Annotated in this window: 13 protein-coding genes; 1 reads left to right on the top strand and 12 read right to left on the bottom strand. The window is 57.8% G+C overall.

From position 1 onward, the window contains the following. Positions 1-49 precede the first annotated feature (49 nt). Positions 50-1,243 (bottom strand): CaiB/BaiF CoA transferase family protein, encoded by a 1,194-nt coding sequence (locus tag KHU33_RS09185; RefSeq protein ID WP_211462545.1) that lies wholly within the window; start codon positions 1,241-1,243, stop codon positions 50-52. A gap of 31 nt (positions 1,244-1,274) precedes the next feature. After that, positions 1,275-3,014, bottom strand: a complete 1,740-nt coding sequence (locus KHU33_RS09180) for an acyl-CoA dehydrogenase family protein (protein WP_211462544.1) — start codon at positions 3,012-3,014, stop codon at positions 1,275-1,277. 124 nt (positions 3,015-3,138) lie between these two features. Here KHU33_RS09180 and KHU33_RS09175 point away from each other — a divergent pair, with 124 nt between their 5' ends. Then, on the top strand, positions 3,139-4,026 hold the full coding sequence (locus tag KHU33_RS09175) for a LysR substrate-binding domain-containing protein (protein WP_211462543.1): 888 nt from the start codon (positions 3,139-3,141) through the stop codon (positions 4,024-4,026). A 32-nt stretch (positions 4,027-4,058) separates the two neighbouring features. On the opposite strand, the gene KHU33_RS09170 is transcribed toward KHU33_RS09175, so the two are convergent. The 10 genes from KHU33_RS09170 to KHU33_RS09125 all read right to left on the bottom strand — a co-directional run. Next, positions 4,059-4,667 carry a hypothetical protein gene (locus KHU33_RS09170; protein ID WP_211462542.1) on the bottom strand — a complete coding sequence of 203 codons (609 nt, stop codon included), beginning with the start codon at positions 4,665-4,667 and terminating at the stop codon, positions 4,059-4,061. Between the two features lie 60 nt (positions 4,668-4,727). Continuing rightward, positions 4,728-5,792, bottom strand: a complete 1,065-nt coding sequence (locus KHU33_RS09165; RefSeq protein WP_211462541.1) for a type VI secretion system protein TssA — start codon at positions 5,790-5,792, stop codon at positions 4,728-4,730. After that, positions 5,779-6,855, bottom strand: a complete 1,077-nt coding sequence (tssG, locus tag KHU33_RS09160) for a type VI secretion system baseplate subunit TssG (protein ID WP_211462540.1) — start codon at positions 6,853-6,855, stop codon at positions 5,779-5,781. The genes KHU33_RS09165 and tssG overlap by 14 nt, the downstream gene beginning before the upstream one ends. 5 nt (positions 6,856-6,860) lie before the next feature. Further along, complete coding sequence (gene tssF / locus KHU33_RS09155) at positions 6,861-8,738, bottom strand: type VI secretion system baseplate subunit TssF (protein ID WP_211462539.1); 1,878 nt, start codon at positions 8,736-8,738, stop codon at positions 6,861-6,863. Between the two features lie 59 nt (positions 8,739-8,797). Then, the gene (gene tssE, locus KHU33_RS09150) at positions 8,798-9,355 is read right to left on the bottom strand and encodes a type VI secretion system baseplate subunit TssE (RefSeq protein ID WP_211462538.1); all 558 of its coding nucleotides are present in this window, start codon (positions 9,353-9,355) and stop codon (positions 8,798-8,800) included. After that, entirely contained in the window at positions 9,343-10,398 is a 1,056-nt protein-coding gene (locus KHU33_RS09145; RefSeq protein WP_211462537.1) for a TagK domain-containing protein, read from the bottom strand. The genes tssE and KHU33_RS09145 overlap by 13 nt, the downstream gene beginning before the upstream one ends. Before the next feature lie 78 nt (positions 10,399-10,476). Beyond that, positions 10,477-11,256, bottom strand: a complete 780-nt coding sequence (tagF, locus tag KHU33_RS09140; protein WP_211462536.1) for a type VI secretion system-associated protein TagF — start codon at positions 11,254-11,256, stop codon at positions 10,477-10,479. Further along, complete coding sequence (gene tssM, locus KHU33_RS09135; RefSeq protein WP_211462535.1) at positions 11,253-15,356, bottom strand: type VI secretion system membrane subunit TssM; 4,104 nt, start codon at positions 15,354-15,356, stop codon at positions 11,253-11,255. Before tssM ends, tagF begins: the two co-directional genes overlap by 4 nt. Before the next feature lie 15 nt (positions 15,357-15,371). Continuing rightward, on the bottom strand, positions 15,372-16,790 hold the full coding sequence (tssL, locus tag KHU33_RS09130; RefSeq protein WP_211462534.1) for a type VI secretion system protein TssL, long form: 1,419 nt from the start codon (positions 16,788-16,790) through the stop codon (positions 15,372-15,374). 139 nt (positions 16,791-16,929) lie between these two features. After that, positions 16,930-17,635: DUF6396 domain-containing protein (locus tag KHU33_RS09125; protein WP_230414149.1), on the bottom strand; the 706-nt coding region annotated here is incomplete at its 5' end.

Genomic DNA, 17,635 nt, shown 5'->3' with positions numbered 1-17,635 from the left:
TTTCTATGAAGATCTTGGCGACATCCGCGATATTGCCTGCATTGCCTGGCTAGGCAGCTTTTATCACACCGTCCTTCAACAACACATCCAGCTCGCCCGGCTGGATGCCAAGCTCACTCAGTACCTCGATAGTCTGGGCGCCGAATCCCGGCGGCGCGGCCCGGTAGGATGCCGGCGTGCGCTGCAGTTTCACCGGTGCGCCGGCACCCTGATAGTCGCCGATCTTCACCAGCATCTGCCGATGTATCGTGTGCGGATGCGCCACCACTTCATCGACGCCGAGCACCGGCCCGCACGGCACGCCGCCGCGGATCAGGCGTTCGGCCACCGGCTTGCACTCGTGCTCGGCCAGCAAGCCTTCCAGCGCGGCCTTCAACTCCGAGCGATGATCGCAGCGCGCGCCATTGGTGGCAAAGCGGCTGTCGGTGGCCAGACCGGGCTGCCCCAATTGCTCGCACAGCTTGGCAAACTGGCCATCGTTGCCAACCGCCAGGTAGATCGGCGTGGTCTTGGTGGCATAGGTGTCGTACGGAGCGATGTTCGGATGGGCATTGCCGCTGCGCAGCGGCGTCTTCTCAGACAGGAAATAATTAGCCAGATGCGGGTGCAGCAACGAGACGCCGGAATCGTACAGCGCAGCCTCGACGAACTGGCCCTGGCCGCTGCGTTGCCGCTCCTGCAACGCCAGCAGGATGCCGATCACCGCATTCAGGCCGGTCACCATGTCCACCACCGGCAACCCGACCCGCAACGGCTCGCCGCCGTTTTCGCCATTGACGCTCATGATGCCGGCCATGGCCTGGATCACTGCATCGTAACCGGGCAGCCCGCCCAGCGGGCCATCCGCGCCGAAGCCGGAAATGCGGCAATGGACCAGCCTCGGAAAGCGCTTGGATAAGGTTTCCTGGTAGCCCAGTCCCCATTTCTCCAGAGTGCCGGTCTTGAAATTCTCGACCAGCACATCGGCATCGGCCAGCAACTGCAGCAGCAGTTCGCGCCCGGCCGGCTGGGTCAGGTCGACCACGATGCCGCGCTTGTTGCGGTTGATGCCCAGATAATAGGAAGCGGTGCCATCCTGGAACGGCGGCCCCCAGCCCCTGGTTTCATCCCCTTGCGGCGGCTCGACCTTGATCACGTCGGCGCCATGATCGCCCAGTATCTGGGCGCAAAACGGCCCGCCCAGGACACGGCTCAAATCGATCACCTTCAAGCCTGCCAACGCACCGCCCGCTATCTGTTCCATGTTCACCGATCCGTTCATGTATCAACCCGGCTTAGGCCGGCAACAAAATCATGGCGGCTGCCAGCGGCAGCGCCTGTTCGGCCAGCAAAGCCTGCCATACCGGCTGTTGCCGGGCATCGCTGGCGACTGTCAGTGGATTGACCGGCAACAGGCGATGCTTCAACAGCAGATGGGCAAACGCCAGGCGCCGCGCATCGCTGCCGCTTTGCGCTGCTTCCCAGGCAAAGAAGATCGCGGTGGCAATATGGTAAAGGGCGCTGGCGGCGCGTCGCACGTCGACGTCATCCGGCGCCGCGGCAACCGTTGCCACCAACGCCGCCACGCTATCCAGCGTGCGTGTCAGCAGCTCAGCCGATGGCGCCGGAATACCTGGCGCCTGCAACAGTTTGCGTAAATAAGCGTGCAGGCAGTCGAGCGTGTTGTCGCGCTTGATCGAGCGCAGCACGTCCAGCGCTACGATGTTGCTGGTGCCTTCCCAGATCGATCCCAGATGGGCGTCGCGCACCAGCCGCGGGTCCGACCATTCCTCGATATAGCCGCAACCGCCGCGCACTTCCATGGCGTCGCCGGTGACCTTGCGGGCATCGCGGCATGCGCGGAACTTGATCAGCGGCGTCAGGATGCGCACCAGTTTCTGCGCGTCCTGGTCGCCGCCGTCGGCACGCTCCATGCAGCTGGCGGTTTGCATGAACATGGAACGCGCCTGTTCAGCCGGCAACATCATTTTCAACAATTGCCGCTGCATCAGCGGCATCTCGATCAACTGCTTGCCGAACGCCTTGCGATTGCGAGCGATGAACAAGGCCTCGCCAACCGCACGCCGCATCAGGCCGGCAGCGCGCACGCCATTCGACAGACGCGACATGTTGATCATGTCCGCCATGTGATTAAAACCGCGTCCCAGCTCGCCCACCAGATAGGCGGTAGCGCCTTCCAGCTGGATTTCACCGCTGGCCATCGAGCGGCTGCCCATCTTGTCCTTCAGGCGGATGATGCGGTAGCTGTTGCGGCTGCCGTCAAGCAGGGTTTTCGGCAGCAGGAACAATCCCAGCCCCTTGATCCCGTCCGGCGCACCTTCCGGCCGCGCCAGCACCATCGCCAGGCCGGCGTCCGGATTAGAGCAGAACCATTTGTCGCCGCTCAGCTTCCAGTCGTCGCCGGCGCGATAGGCGCGGGTCGACACTTGAGACACATCAGAACCGGCGCCCTGTTCGGTCATGAACATGGCGCCCTGGTACAGTTCGTCGAAATCGAGTGAGGTGAGCTGCGGCAGGAAGCGCGCCACCAGCTCAGGATTGCCGAATTTGCGCAAGGTACTGGTGAGGGAATCGGTCATGCTGACCGGGCAGCAGAGCCCGAATTCGGCCTGCACGAACAGGAAAGTCAGCGCATATTTCGCCAGCGGCGGGAACGGCGCGGGCCAGTCCAGCACGCCGCCGCGATGAGTCATCGCCGCCAGGCCGAGCTCCGAATAGGCCACCCGCTCAAGTTCGACATACGCCGGGTGCTTATTGATTTTCTGGACATTCTGCCCGGCCCGCGTCCGGTGCTGCAGAGTCGGCGGGTTCTTGTCGGCAGACAGTGCCAGCTCGTCGAGCTGACCGCCGGCTTGGGCTCCGAGCCGGCGCAGGTGCGGCTCAAGATGTTGACGGACGTCTGCCGGCAGATAGATTCGCAGCAGATCCGCCAGCGCCGTATCGGCCACATAAAGATTAGTGCCGCGGCTGTCCGGAATCGCCGGCAATGCAGCTGCTTGGGATGTTTCAGGCATCTCGGTCTCCTCTAGTTATGCTTCATTATTGAAGGACCGACGATTTAAATAAAATACATATTTCGCATTGTTCGATATGGAAAATGTATGATGGAAGCGTTGCCCGGCTTCGAGGATGCCTGTCATGGATTTACGTCAGCTACGCTATTTTGTTGCGGTGGCAGAGGAATTGCATTTTGGGCGTGCCGCCGAAAAATTGCATATTTCCCAACCACCGTTGAGTTTAAGCATTCAACAACTGGAAAAAAATCTGGGCCTGCTGTTGCTGACCCGCACCAACAAGACAGTTGCCCTGACCAGCGCCGGTGCGGTCCTGTATAACGAAGCGCGCACATTGCTGAAACATGCGGCGGATATGGAAGAACTGGCAACCCGCGTCGGCCAGGGCATCGAAGGGCGCCTGAAAGTCGGCTTCGTCGGCGCCATGCTGTTTCGCGGCCTGCCGGAAGCGATCAGCGCATTCCAAACAGACAATCCGCATGTCGATGTCGTCTTGCGCGAAATGAATACGACGGAACAGATCGAGGCGGTACGGCGCGAGCAGATCGATATCGGTTTCATTCACTCCGGGCACTTGCCGGCCGAAATCCAATCCAGGCAGCTGCTGGAAGAACCGTTTGTCTGTTGCTTGCCTGCCAACCATCGCTACAGCAAAAGAAGCAGCATCGATCTGCAGGATTTGGCGGACGAACCGTTCGTGCTGTTTCCGCGTTCGGTGTCGCCGCATTACCACGACCGCATCGTCGCCTTGTGCATCAACGCCGGATTCAGTCCGCACATCAGGCACGAGGTAAGGCACTGGCTGACGATCGTCAGTCTGGTAGGAAAGAACATGGGCATCGCATTGGTGCCGCTCTCGATGCAAAAATCCACTCTTACCCATGTCGTTTATATACCGTTAACCGAGAGCACGATTCGATCCGAATCATTGTGCATCTGGCGCGACAAGGAAATTTCCCCGTCTCTCAAGCAATTTATCGAGGCTGTCGAGTTTCCCGCCGTTGCATTTTGAATTCAGGATTTGCGCATATTCTGAGAGGTGGCTTACAAACTGCGAAACGTCGGTTTCTTCGGTGTCGGCATTATCCGTTTTCGCGGCTTTTCAGCCGTGGGCAACTCGGGAGGCATTGCATCAAGTTCTTCGTCCGTGAGTTCGCGCGTTGGCTCTTCCTCAATTTGGACAGGCTCGTGCGGCACGATCGGCGCACGCGGCAACTCGGGAGGACGAACTGCGATCGCTGTAGAGGCTGACGCCGGCCCTGGAATCAGGGATGACGAATTTGGCGGAGTCGCCACAGATTGCGGCCGTTGCGGCGATGCGAGGGAATGCGGCAACCGGCGTTCAGTCAAAGGCAAGGACGCAGATTTCCCCGTTTGTTTAGCCAGCGCCTGCAGAACCATCTGCAGTTCAGACGCATGGCGTTCCTCATTCTGGGCGGCAAGCCGTTCTTGCTCGGCTTGCGACTGCAACAGTGGCGCGAGGGCCGCTTGCAGCCGCTTTTCAAGTTTAGCCTCAAGCTTGGCCTCAAGCCTGCCCTCGAACTTGGCCTCGATCCATGCGCGCTCCAACCACCAAGCCAGCATTGCACCAGCAGCGGCACCAAGCAAGCCAGCAGAAAAACAGGTCAGAATAAGGGGAAGATTTCCGTTCATGCGCAGTTCCGGTTGAGTTTTTTTCAGCTTCCCACAGTGGGATTAGATGTCGACGCCTTGTCAATTACCCGCAGTGTGTTCCTGATCCCACCGTTCCAGAAGTTCCAGCGGGATGCACTGCACGACTTCTGCAAATCTCTTACCCACCAATTTTTCCGCTTGCCGCAACAGCACCGCAACCGGGCTGCTAGGCTCGGCCTGTTCAAACCACGTTCGCGCTTCTATCATCGCTTGCAATGCGGCGTCACGGCCTTGCGTCCAATCGGCAGGCTGCATGAATTCACCTGGCGACAATGAGAAACAGGGCCGTTCGGCAGAACCGGCCTGCGGGACGTCAGCGGCATCCGCTGCACAGGCCAATACCTTAGGCGCGCGCTCCGATGAGGACTGGACTGCCGGCGACAGTTCCTTCCTGATGAATGCGCCAACCAGCCCTGTCAATGCGCTCAAGTCCGGCGCCAGGCCGCCCAATTTATCTGTGACCCAAGCTTGCAGGCGCACACTCAGTTGAGCTGCCTCGGCCAACGCCCTCGCACTACTGTCGTTGCTGCGATGCAAATCGTTGATTTGCTGCAGTACCGATGCCACTGACAGCGCATCGACCGGTCTTGGAATGGCAAACGCACGTTCCACGTCACGTACCTGCAAACGCATGGCGCTGTTTTTGGTCAAGGTGATTTCACGGATATCGCTCAGCATTCCCTCCGGATCGATCAACGTCGCGAGGGCATTGGCACGTACTGTCAAGTCAAACTCGCCCTCGATGATTGCTTGCGGATGAATCGTATCCGGATATTGCTCCAGCATTGCCAGCAGCAGGGCCAACCCTTCGCGCAATCCCGCCGCTTGCGCGATATGCGTGCGACAGCGCAACAGCAGCACCAGGATATTGATATCGCGGCTACGCAGCAGCACGCGACGGCAGTCGCGCTCGATCTCGCTCCAATTGGGCGCCTCGGCGGCGCCGATGAAATCACCATACTGAGCGTCTCCCTTAGGCGCAGCCTTGGCCATCAGCATCACATATTCGGGGTCGTATTCAAGATTGGGGCCGCACGGCTCGCTTGCGGACAGTGGCGGCATGCCATCAAATGGTGCCAGCATCTGTTCTTTAAGATTCATCATTTTTCTGCCTAATGTTCAGGTTCGGGTGCACATACTGCTCAGGTTCAAAAATCATCCCGGTAACAGCCTCTTCCGTACTGCCGTCTCCCAGCCAGGTAGACCAGCCGAGTCGTTCTTCGGCGCCGATACGAGCGCCGGGCGCTGCTTTCGATTTGACGATTAGCTCAACATCCCACACATACTCAAAACCGACGAAGGCGCGTACCCACTCGACTAATATCGGCAGATCCCGGCCGTTTGGCGTGAATCGTAAATACTGAGACAAGCTCAAGGGGCCAATAACAATACGAAACTTGTGCTGCCGGTCCGGCACCATCTCGCCGGCCAATGCGCCCTCACCCATCACGGCCGCCACCGACGCCACACCCAGGCGGGTATGCTCTTCCGGCGCCACACTGATCCAGTGCAGCATATGTTCACCAATCCGCACCGGCACGCCAAAATAATGCGCGAGCGTTGCCGCTAACCCGTCAGGGTTCCGCGACTCCCTCACCAGATGCGCAGAAGCAGCCATGCGCGCATGGGACGGCAACGGCGAAAAGCCGATATCAACCGGATCATTGCCGGCCAGACGGCCGACGTAGCGAGAAAATCCCTCGTCGTCGGCACGATCAAGTCCGGCGGCAGACTGCGATTGCGCCCATGCCCGGTACTGATGCGTCATCGCCCGATGATGAAAAATATCCAGGAATTTCACCAGCGTCGCATCGTGCCGGTTGTCCAACCGGTCTTTGGCAATTTCGGTAAAGTGGATCGGCAGCGGCCCGTTGGGCCCCAGCATGCCCAGACTGAATAAACTGATATGCGCGCCGGTATGCTTGAGCTCCACATGCGCAATCTCACGCGATGCAAAAGTCAATGTAGGCTGCTGACCAAGACGAAACGGTTCTTCCGAGGGTCGCACGGCCTTGCCGACAGACGGCATGGTAGCGGCATGCCGTGCCGCCAGATAGCGCAGCAGTGTCGTAAAACTGTGTTGCCAGGGATACGCTTGCGCCGCAATCAAGCGATACTGCAGCGCGGTTTCACCGCCGGCAGCAGCACCGTCCTTTCGAACCGGCATATCCATCAAACCACTCCCCGGCCACCCATGCGCACCGGCCAACGCGCCACCATGCCGCGTTGCATCGAATGCAGTTCGGTTTGGGTAAAGACATTGATCGACACGTGCCGGGATAGCCAATGTTCCAGGATCAGGCCGAACAGATAGGGGCTGGTTCCGGAAAAGCCGGTTTCATCCACCGTCATACGGCATGCTACGCCGCGGCCATAGACCAGCGGGCCATTGCCGGGCAGGCGGCGCGTGACGGGCTCGATGTCGGAGCCGATCAGGCTCTGCACTTGCCGCATCTGTGCCGAGTCGCCGCCGACCACGAACGGCCGCAGCAGATCGCGCAACGCCTGGCCACCCTCGCGCCCGGCCATGTTCGCCAGCGGCAGATAATTGAATCCCAGTTGACGGATCAAGCGCCATGCATGCTCGCGTTCCGCGAACGGCGCTTGCGGCGTGCTCGGCGGCCGAATCAGGCCGACACCGGCGACCGGAATCGAATCGGCAACACTCAAGTCGGATACGCCGTTGCGCGGCACCACTCCCGGCAAATCGCGATTGCTGACCAAAGCCTGCACCGACAGATAGCGAATATGCTCGCTATACGGCGCGTCGTTCTGATCGACCAGCGACAGAAAGACCTCGGTGCCGGTATAAGGCGTGCGCGTGCCATACTTGCGCGCGGCGTGTGAAGCCAGCCTGCGTTCGCGCCGCAGCGAAAAATAGCGTCCGAAATTACCTTCGTCCTGGTTCAAGGTCTGGAACATCGGCCGGAACTTCATCGGCGCCGACGTATCCGTCATCTGTCCGTGAATCTCGCCTACCGAAAACACTTCGTAATCCATCGGTCTGGCACGGTCCGGCACCAGATGAAATTCCGACTGCGCAGTATTGATCTCGACCCGATCGGTGCGATGCGGGAATAAATTGATCACCGGCGTGCAATGCAAGGCAAACTGCTTGGCGTCGACATTGCCGACCAGCGCACCGGGTGGCTTCGACAACAACACAATAATCTCGACTTCCCGCGCATCGATGCGCGCCATGCCGGGCGCCAGTTGCGTCAGCGCAAAGAAATAAAAGCGGCTCGGGCAAGCAAAATATTCATGCAACAGATTGTTGCCATGAAACGTGTTCCATGCCAGCGGCAGCAAGCCCTGGTCTGGAGCCAGTCCTTCATGCACCAACGCATCACGCGTGACTACATGCGGCCGCAGCGCATCGCCCGGGATATTGATGAAGGTCGCAACCGCCGCAGTGTGCAGCAACTCAAACAAATGCGAAGCTATTCCCTCATCACCGCACAGATAGATCGGCAAGCGATCCAAGCCCTGCAAGGCGGAGAAATTCATCTCGCCGGTAATCCGCAACTTCAAGCGCAGTGCGCCCTGCACCTGCACATGTGCAGGCAGATGACGATCCAGTCGCGGAATATCCGGCGGCGCAGCCGTCAATTTTGCCTCTGCAATCCCGATCGGCCACAACACCACGTCCTGACTGCTGCGAAACTCGCACGCAGTCTGTTCGCCGTGTGGAATTTTAGCTTTGAATGCAGTCTGCCGCGGTACCCGGAAGCCCTTGCTGAAATCCCCCTCCTGCGCGCTAGGATGCAACTGCGCCACCGCCATCGACGGCGTCGGACAGATGTAATTCGGATATATCACCTCCAGCAGGCGCTGCGTGAAGCGCGGGAACTCGGCGTCGAGCTTGATCTGGGTACGCGCCGACATGAACGAAAATGCTTCGATCAGACGTTCTACATACGGATCGGCCACCTCGGTGCCATGCATGCCGAGACGCTTGGCGATTTTCGGATGCTGCTGGGCAAACTCGCCCGCCATCTCACGCATATAGACAAGTTCACGGTTGTAATAATCAAGTAAGAGTGGATCCATGCTGGTCTTTTAAAAAATTTCAACTGCACGTCTGGCTGACGTACGAATGGCCTGAACGATCACCGCGCCCGCGTAGAAACAATCGACATCCGGTTGGTTTCCAGATCGACTGCGCTCTGCACCATAAACGCCATCGGATACGGATCCATGCGAATCTGGCCGCGAATTTCAAACAGCAACACATTGTAGTGATTGGAACTCCCGTCTTTCATCAATGGCGTCACCTGCAACGAAGCAGGTATCAGACGCGGCTCGAAATCGGCAATGGCGCGGCGAATCAAGCTTTCGATATTGGCCCATTTGCCTTCCGACAGATAACCGCCGGCCAGCGCCGGCAGCCCGAAATTGACGGTGGACGCTGCCGCTTCCGGATGGCGCTTACGATCGATCAAGTCTTCCATATTTCCGGTATTTAACAAATACGCCAGATCACGTTGCACAATCTCGCGCATTTGCTGACGCGACACCGTGTACTCTCCAGGCGCCTCGACATTTCTCAATGGCGCATCGTCGCGCAGCCGGTCAAATAGTGTCGGCAATAAATGGGCGTAGGGCCGCGTCTTGCTTTCACTCTTGGGCTCCGTCGGTAGAACTTTGTGCCGGCTTACTCGTTGCATGACTTTTCTCCGTCGCTATTGCCTCTGTTATCGCTCACCGCCAGTGAATAATGGCTATCCGGGCTGATCGCGTGATGTTCGCGTCGGGTCAATGCGGGTGGCCGCGCGCGACGGCTGGCAGGCAAAATGTCGCCGGCAAAAAAATGCAAGACATCGTCCTGACTGGTTCCTGGCAGACCGAGGAAAACTTCCTCCGTCCCGAAATGGAGCAACACCTGATCCATTTCCAGTCGGCCCGATACAATATCTTCAAGCGTATCGTGCTCTTTCGTTTTAGCGGCAAGCTGCTCCGGCGTCTCGACTGTCGACACCACGACTGCAGCGTGAATTTCTGCCATGCGTTGTGCATGCAGCGAGGCTGGATCGACAATTGTCCGGATATATTCTTTAGCCAGCTGATTCATCACATCGTCAGCTCGCATGGCGCTGCGCTGGCTGCCCGCATGGCCGGGAGCAACCTCGTCAAAGGCATCGGCGGTGATCGGCAAACCGTGTGCCGGCAATTCAAGCGCACGGATGATGTCAAACGGGTCGGCGTTGCCATTCCATTGGGCGCAGCCGTCACTATCGGCCAAATCGACCAGCGCAAAAGGCGGCGTATCGGCATTGTCCGCCGGGGTAGACTGATCTGCGATTGCGCTGGATCGGCATTGCCGATTCAATTCAATTTGACCAACTTGCGCAATCGATGCGGAAACCGTCCCCATGCCAGGCGGGCCCGCTACTTCCAGGCGTAACATGCCAAGCTCGATATGATCACCGACATGCAGCATCACTGCCTGGCCGCAGGCCAACGGCACGTCATTGACAGCGCAAGCCCAAGTCCGGCTCCCGTGTTGCAACCACCACGCCGCGGCTGGCCCCAAAGACTGCCAGCGGACGCTGCATTGAGCATAGACCAAGCAGGAAAATTCGGCCTCTGGCAACACATCACGGAATCTGGCCGCGTCAAGCAAACCATCCTCGATGAACGTGACGGTAGCGTCGCGGGCTGTGTGAACGCCGTATTGTTGAACCACACGCAAACATAAATCGTGCTTCATGCTTTCTCTCATTTCATCTTGCCCGCGCCGGCATTGTCGTCAGTGCTGTCATGACCCATCAATTCCAAGCCGTTCATATCAGGGTCGCAGACTGGTGGTTGCGGCGACAAATCTGCCCTTCAGATCTTGCTGCCAGAATGCCGCTTGCGGCGTTGCATTCATGGCGGAGCGCGTCAGACGCTGCGGCCAATCTGCCCACGGCAGGTAACGCACGCCATCCAGGTCACGCACCGGATCTTCGGCGTCAGATGCTGCGGCCACCGCTTGCGCGTGTCGAGCATCGAATCTCATGCTTGAACGCCCTGCTATCTGCCGCCAGTCAGGACGCATGGTTTGCCACGCATGGTCGATTTGCATCATCAATACCTGTAAATGGTCTATCGGCGGTTGGCCGTCGACAGCCATATTGCATTGCGCCTTATCGGCACGCACTGTGTTCGCCAGCGCTCGGGCGACCGCAAACAGCCAATCGCACGGTTGTTCCGCGTGGCGGGAAAAATACTCCCGGATCCAACGCGGCGCAGCGGTTTGCATCATCACCAGCGGATACTGACGCCCGACCTTATCGGATGACGCCATCCACACACCAATGACATATTGTTTGACGGCAAACGGCAGGCTTCCCGGCGGCAGCACAAAGCACCACGGCAGCTCGGCATGGCCCACCTCGGGTCGCTCCAGCGCCTGCTCCGACTCTGCCTGCGAACGCAACTGCGCAGCAATCCATGCCTGCAGCGCCTCTCCCTGATTGTGCTTGAGCTGATGCCGGATAAAATCGCCCCGGCTTGGCAATTTTCCCCACAATGCCGGCGGACTGAGCAGCCCGTCCTGGAGAAATTGCGGCAACCATAAACTCATGAGCGGCTTCCCGGGCACGAAAATCCCTTGAACAAATCCGAGGTCAGCGGATTAGTCTGGCTGCCGCTATTCAACTCCAGCGCAAGCTTGCGCCCATCGAAATCAAACTTAGCCACCGATTTTCCGTTGGAGGCAGAATCAACCATCTTGGCGCGATCCAGCAAGCGGAACAATGCCCAAGCGCCGCTGGCGGCAATGGTCGATGTATCAGGACGGATGCGCGGAGTTGCCGTCAATTCGGCGGATACGCCGCCACGCGGACCGGGCCAATTGACCGTCATGGCGCGTATCGGGCCATGCGCATAACGCTGTACCTGTCCATCGATATCCATGATCAATTCGGTGATGGTAGGATCAATTTCAGACACTTTCATATCGACCTTCCAAGCCATTTTTTTACCGCCGGGATCTCTGAAGAACGCCTCACGGATTGCCTGCATCCGAAAGAACGCATCGGGATTCGGACCTTGCAGCGCCAGCAATTTGAGCAGCTCTCCAAGTAGCGTAGGACCGTTCGCGACGGCGCCCAGGCCGCCGTTCGGTGTCGCCGCGACGGCAGGCGCCATGCCGGTTGCCAGTGCCTCCGCCGGCGACATCGGATTGGCCATGGCCGAGCTTTTGTAGCGCCATGGCCGCACACTCATGTCGACGAACGGCGCCAATTGCTTCTGGAAAAAATCGTCGGCGGCGCCACCCGCGGCAAACACCCGGGTAAAGTCGTCAATCGAGACATCTTGCGTGCTGACCGCAAACGGATAACGGCCCTCTATGCCGCGCTTGCAGGCATCGCTGACCTGGTACGCCAGCATGTTGTTGATCCGGTCCACCTGCTGTTGCGCCTGTCCGCGCAGAATGGTGGCGGCGCCATCGGCAATTTTTTGGGTGCCGCTATCGGCCAGGGCGGTCAGAATAGACTTGAACGGCGCTGGCAGCTTGTCTCCTTCCAATTTCAATTTCATGCCGGCTTCGATGCTGCCGGGCGGCAGGCTGTTGGCGTTCAATGCAGCGTCCGCCACCACCAGCAAGGTGTAATACTCGTTGAGCAGACCTGCAATATTATCCAGGCCAGGCTTGCCGCCACTGCCTGCTTGCGCGGCTTGCGAGCGGCCGGCGTCGGCTTGCCCTGTGACGATCTCGCGCAGGGCCGCGAAGCGATTATCGACCAACTCCTTTTCTTGCTGTTCCTGCGGACTGATGCCGAGTACATCCCGGCCTTTTTTACTGAGTTGCTCAGTTGCCTTATCCAGAAAATTTTTATCCTCTTCGCTCTTAGCGTCCAATGGCCGCGACAAGGTGGTTTCACGCGCCGCCGCCCGCGCCAGACGGGACAATGGCGAGTCCGGTGCTGCAAAGGCACGCAGCACCGTCAAATCAAAGCTCAGATTACTGCCGGTGACAGTGCGAATATCGTCCAAAAATGCAGACCACTGCTGCGTATACTCTTCCAGATATTGGCGGCGGATATCCTGCGTCACAGCGTCATCCTCAAGCACTGAACTGGCGATGGCTTGAGTTTTTTTTTGAGCGAGGGCCAAATTGCGGTCTTGAGCGTGCCCCATCACCCACGCGTCGTCGATTTGCGCCTTGGCGACAAATTCCGGCAAACGCTTGCTGAACAGATCATGATAGCCGTCATAAGTAAACAAGCCAGGAATACCTCTATCAAGCGGCTGGCCCGATGCCCGGATAAACACCGTTCCGGCTTGCGGACCGACCGCGCGCGTCAACGCAAATTCCTGCGGCGCTTCCTGCGACATGTCGGCCTTGGCCCGTTCATATAAGCGCTGCGTCGATGGATTGCCATCCAAAAATTTGCGTGCGTCCAGAATCAAGGTTTCATTTTGAAGAAACGGCGAATGCACCACACGGCTACCTGAAAACAACTGGTTGACGTGACTGATCATCGACGCCCGGCCGCCAAAAATCGCGGCACTATCGGACGCCGCCCAATCGTTTTGAACCCAGGCCTTGACATCGGCGGCCTTGTACCGCGCCTTGTCGTGCAATTGCAGATAGACCCGCAAGGTGTCGTACGCCGTCTTGGTATCCTGGTTGCGTATCGCAGCCGCGAGCACCTCTTCCATGCGTTGCAGTATCTGCGGCAACAACAAGCTGTCTTGCAGCGAGGCATAGGTATTGTGCGCTGCCTCGGCCACCGGCGCAGCGCTATACAAGCCATAGCCGAATGCGCCCGATGGATCGCCCAGATCCAGACCGCGAAACAGTGGCAGTTCTTGTGCCGCCGTCAGCGTATCGGGTACGGCCAGCATTTTTTCCGGTCCTGAACTGGCAAACAGGCTGCTCACCCGGTGCTTCAGTTTAGCGGCCTTGTCATTGACGGCGCGCAAGTAATCGTGGTTGTTATTAAACGATACGATTACCGCACTGACGAACCACAGGAAGAGCACGATCGCCAGTACATGGCCGATCAGCCGCAACATGCGGAAGCGGAATTCCCAACGCAGATTCGGACGCACCAGATGTGCTTCCGGGATGATGACTTTGGTAAACAGATCGGAGAGAAAGTAGCTGCGGTTGCTTTTAGCTTGCCTCTCCCGCGAATCGGCCGCTGTCTGAATAATCGGCGCAACGCTTTCGATATCGCCTGCGCTGGAGCCTTCAGCTGGATTGACCGCACTGCTTGCCGTCGCAGACTTCTTGCCCATGATGGCCAGGAACAAGCGTTGCGGCAAGGTCAGCGGATTGGCCGGGAGCTTGATTTCGGTTTGTGCAGCACTGGTGAAATACATGCCTCGCAACGCATGATTCAATTCTGTGCTGTCGTAGCGCGAATTCTGGAACAGCGCATCGATAAGTTGCACTAATGGTTGCAGCAAACCCGAAAATTCTTGCGGCAGCGCAAACAAGGCATCACGCGCATCTTCATCGAATTCTTCCAGCAAACGTGCCGCGACGCCGTCTTCCAGACGTTTACCGAGTTTTTGCAATTCGGTCTGCAACTGGCTTTCCAAGGTGATGCTATCGCTTGCCCTGGCAGTCTTCCCAGAGCCGGCATACGGCAAGGTAAAACCCCATACTTGGGCTCGCCCCTCGGCGGTCAGCGACCGGAAGTATTGGTTAAACCCCTCCAGCAAGTCCATCTTGGTGACCATCACATAGACCGGGAAACGAATCCCTAATTCAGTGCGCAGTTCAGCCAGGCGCTCGCGCAATTGCCCGACATAGGCCAAGCGGTCAGAGGCATTCAGCATGATTACGTCACCGATATCGAGCGTCACAATCGCACCGTTAATCGGTGCTCTGGTGCGGTGCTTGCGCAACAACCCAAGAAAATCATGCCATTCTGCCTTGTCCTGTTCCGGCTTGATTTCATGATTGGTGTAACGCCCGGCAGTATCGATCACCACCGCCTCATTGGTGAACCACCAGTCACAATTCGCGGTACCCCCTTGGCCTGCCAGTATCAGTTGCTCTGATGCCGCACTCATCTGTGCCCCAAGTGGAAATTTCAAACCGGAATTCACCAAGGCGCTGGTTTTCCCCGTACCTGGCTTACCGATCACCATATACCAAGGCAAGTCATACAGATAGCGCTTGCCTTCGAGCAGGCGGCGAATACCGCCAACACCAGCACGCATCGATTTCAACTGCGTCAACGAACGCGCAACCACGCCCTGCATGGCTTTGATACCCTGCTGATCGATGGATTTGGATGTATCGCCGTCGGCTTTCTTACGAAACAACGACGCTCGGAAATCTTCACTGTCGCTGGCTCTATCCCACAACCGATAGCCCCAATACAGCGCATACATCAAAACGATTCCGCAGATAGCTGTAACCCGCACCAACACTGATGCTAGCGGTTGTGCTGCAGCGATAGCCAATAACGGCCCGCCATGCCAAATCAACAAGCATAGGGCGGCAATACCCGCCATATGCATCGGCACAAACCGTAACAAGGCGAGCAGGAATACCAGCAACATGACGATAACGGTGACCCGCATCGCCACCGTTTCGAGCGGACGCAGTCCGCCAAAAGCTAACAACGGGCCAACAAACCAGAGCACAACGCCCACCAGCAACATGGCGACCAGCGCCAACGTATAACGAAAAAAAGCGGAAGAGAAAAATTTTGACATAAAGGTATGCTCCGATCAGCGCGGTAAAGTTGCCGCGACTGCCGAGGCGGCAGAGGAAGACGAAAGTGTGGATGGCGTAGCGGCGGGTGCAACAGCAGCGACACCCGTAGCACCGTTGCCTTGTCCGACGATGATTTCAACCCGCCGGTTCTTGGCCCGATCAACCGCCGTAGCGTTAGCGGTTAACGGCTGGCTATCGCCTCGGCCAATAATCTCCAGGCGACCCGGCACTACACCGCTGACTTGCAGAACATCGGCAACCCTGGCTGCACGTTCTTCCGAAAGCGCCTGATTATTCGGGAACTTGCGTGTCTTGATAGGCTGATTGTCGGAATGGCCGATGACCTGTACCGTACCGGATACCTTGGCAATTTCACCTGCCACCTTATTGAGCAACGGCAGTATCTTCGGATTCACCGTCGCTTGCCCCGGGATAAACATATCGTCGCCCTTGAAGATCACAGCGCTATGCTTGGCATCTTCATCGACGGTGACCTGGCCGCTTGCGATTTCATCTCTCAGCAACTGCGCCAGTTTTAACGACGCCGGCGGCGGAACCGGAGGCGGCGTCATTTTACCGATCGCCACGATATTGGCCTCGACCTGATTCTGCTCTGCAACCAATTGATATTTGTACCAGGCAAACACAGCCAATAGCAGCAGCCCGAATACAGCCGTCGTCACCCAAACCGGAACACTGCGCAACAGTTTGAATTTGCCGGCGCCCTCGCCTTGCCAATGCGTCGATAGTTCACGCGAAACGGGTTCGCGGCCTGCCCGAAACAGTGAGTACAAGCGGTGTCGTATCGTTTCCAGCTGCTGACGGCCATTGTCAGCCACGATGTATTGCCCTTTAAATCCTAAACTAAGGATGTAATACAGCAGTTCCAGCAAATCGAGATGCTCTTCCGGCTGCGTTGCCAGACGGCCAACCAGCAAGAACACTTTTTTGCCGCCATCCGTATCGCCGTGAAATGTTTTAGCCAGCATGTCCGACGCCCAGGGACCGACGTCGCCTTTTCCCGCGCCGCCTCCCCATTTGGTGCTGCTGGCCGCTTCATCGAGCGCAGTGCAGATGCAGTAACTGGCAGTGGTCGCGTGTTCGCGCTTGATATCGGCTTTGGTGCACAACGTTTGAAAACTAATCACCTCACGCATCAATAATTGACGGAAAGCCTCCACCTGGACGCCATCTTCGAGCTGCATCTTGCGCATCTTGGCCAGCGTCAGCAACAGCGGCTTGGCTGCTTCGTACAAAGGATTATTGCTGCCTTTGACCTGCGCCAGACGGTTGAGAAAGTCCTCGGTCGTTTCAGTGGCGGCGTGGACGATAACGTCGATTTGCAGGTCATCCGGGACAATATCGTTCGCTGCCGGTTGAGGTGCATCTGCTATCGGCGGCGTCTTTGCCGGAAGCTCAGTTGCTACCGGCAAATTAGCCTCGTCCCCAAGTGGAGGAGGATTTTGTTTATTTGTGTCTAAAGAAGCTGGCATACAAAATATTCTCAAAAGTATTCGAAATAAAATATGACGAAATGAATGCGCTAAGCGGATTTCCTCCGACCTTATGACGTCATCCCAAAGACCGTCCCCCTGCTTCCACTAGCTGTCGCGTCGCCATATGACTGCCGACGTCCACCAGGCAATCTTTACCCGGCTCTGGAAGACGCCGTTCCCGCAGCACGGCAGTCTGCCGCCAACGCCAGTTCACCAGGGATTTCAATGGTTGCTCTGCCGCTATCGTCGGTTGCAGGAGGTGGCTATGTACGCGAGCGGCTAATGCTTGTGGCTCTGGCTGTTGCGGAATGTGGGCGCGGCCGGAAAGATTAGCCCCTGGCGTGGCTGCCGGCGGTGGCGGCGCAGGCATGACCGGCTTGGCGGCGTTGATCAGGGATTCGATCTTGCTGTCCCATTGGGGGAGTGTTGCGGGGGGCAGGGGCAGGATTTTATCCAGGTTGGGGAAACGCAGATCGGGGTTGTGGTAGAGCGCATCGCCTAAAGCACCGTAACGTTCGGAACGGGCGGTGTCGATGAAATTATTGGTAAGAGGGTCATCATGGTGGCGAAAACTGGAGGAAAGATAATTTGCGCACTTTTCGCACCCCATTTTGACGCCTTCATGCAGGACTCTAAGGGCGTGGCCATAGCCTTCATCAAGATTCTTGTCATCCCCGTCAATTGTCACACCAAGTGCATATGCCGCCTTGCCATAACCCTGCGCAAAAGCACATTCGAGCATTTTTAAACCTATTTTGCGATTCCCCCAAAACCCCTCATGA

It is taken from the genome of Collimonas silvisoli, assembly GCF_018305005.1.
Taxonomy (GTDB): domain Bacteria; phylum Pseudomonadota; class Gammaproteobacteria; order Burkholderiales; family Burkholderiaceae_D; genus Collimonas; species Collimonas silvisoli.
This window is presented reverse-complemented; position numbering and strand designations above follow the sequence as displayed.